This window comes from Oleiphilus sp. HI0125, assembly GCF_001635355.1.
On record NZ_LWGF01000964.1, the window covers coordinates 1 to 1,495 of the forward strand.

General features: G+C 46.2%; 1 protein-coding gene and 1 pseudogene. Both read right to left on the bottom strand.

Features of this window, described 5'->3' with window-relative positions; all coding sequences use genetic code 11:
- Positions 1–1,194: pseudogene (gene purB / locus A3762_RS16475) on the bottom strand (adenylosuccinate lyase); the annotation flags it as partial.
- Positions 1,195–1,280: 86 nt separating this feature from the next.
- Positions 1,281–1,495: DUF489 family protein (locus A3762_RS16480; protein ID WP_156493527.1), on the bottom strand; the 215-nt coding region annotated here is incomplete at its 5' end.

A 1,495-nucleotide genomic window follows, 5' to 3' on the forward strand; every position in this document is an offset into this window, starting at 1 on the left:
GGCGCATCACGGTTTGGATCGGTTCGGCCATCACTTCCCACGCATTGTCGAGATCTTGCGCGAGTTTGTTTGGATTGATCTCAAGCTTGTTAAGGCCTTTAAGTGTTGATTGGTAAGCAATCAAACCATGCGCTAAGCCTACACCTAGATTACGCAATACCGTTGAGTCGGTTAGGTCGCGTTGCCAGCGAGAGATCGGAAGTTTTTGAGCTAGGTGCGTTAATACCGCGTTCGCTAGGCCAAGGTTACCCTCTGAGTTTTCGAAATCGATAGGATTTACTTTATGCGGCATTGTTGAAGAGCCTACTTCGCCCGCTACCGTTTTTTGCTTGAAGTAACCAAGTGAGATGTAGCTCCAGATGTCACGATCTAAATCAATCAAGATTGTGTTGAAGCGCGCAACAGCATCGAACAATTCAGCGATGTAGTCGTGCGGTTCAATTTGCGTGGTGTAAGGGTTGAACGTAATGCCGAGTGATTCAACAAAGCTTTTTGCGTGAGCTGGCCAATCAGTGTTCGGTAGGCAGAGTAGTGCGCGTTGTAGTTACCAACGGCACCGTTAATCTTGCCAAGGAATTTTACTTCTTTGATTTGAGTTAGCTGACGATTAAGTCGTTCAACAACATTGGCTAATTCCTTACCCATTGTAGTCGGCGATGCGGTTTGGCCATGCGTGCGAGATAGCATCGGCTGTTCTGCAAGATCTTGCGCTAGCTCGCTGAGCTTAGTCACAACAGCTTGCATCTCTGGCAGCACACTGCTTTCTAGACCTTGTTTAAGCATCAATGCATGCGACAAATTGTTGATGTCTTCAGAGGTACATGCGAAATGCACAAATTCTAGGCTCTTCGCTAAATTTGGTAGCGAATCAGCAACAGCTTCGAATTTTTCTTTAATAAGGTATTCAACTGCTTTCACATCGTGGTTTGTGGTGCGTTCAATCGCTTTCACGCGCAAGGCGTCGTCTTCGCTGAATTCATCAACGATAGCGTTTAAGAAATTGTTTTCTTCATCTGAGAAAGCAGGTAATTCAATGATGTCGGGGTGCTGAGCAAGCGCTTGTAGCCAGCGGATTTCAACGGTAACACGTGCGTAAATAAGGCCGTATTCGCTGAATGCTGCGCGTAAGCTGGAAGTTTTGCTTCCGTAGCGGCCATCGATGGGTGAGATTGCGGTTAGTGCGCTTAGTTCCATAAGACTACTCTACTTGTCGTACCTGCTTTAGAAAGGCCGCGAGTTTACTACAAACAATTAGGTGACGAAACTTAGAAGTAAGAGGTTTATATCAGGATGGAATTTAGCGACTTGGCTGACTTGCGGATCTTTCCTTTACCAAACAGAAATTGCCAACGATGACCGCCGAGTTGTCGCCATAATGTTGCGGATCTAATACCTGCAAGAAGTAATGCGCGAATCTTTGCGGCGTTGTGTTCCACTTGCAGATGACGGGCATGGCCAGATACCTGAATACGCATATTAAATGTGCTAATGCTTT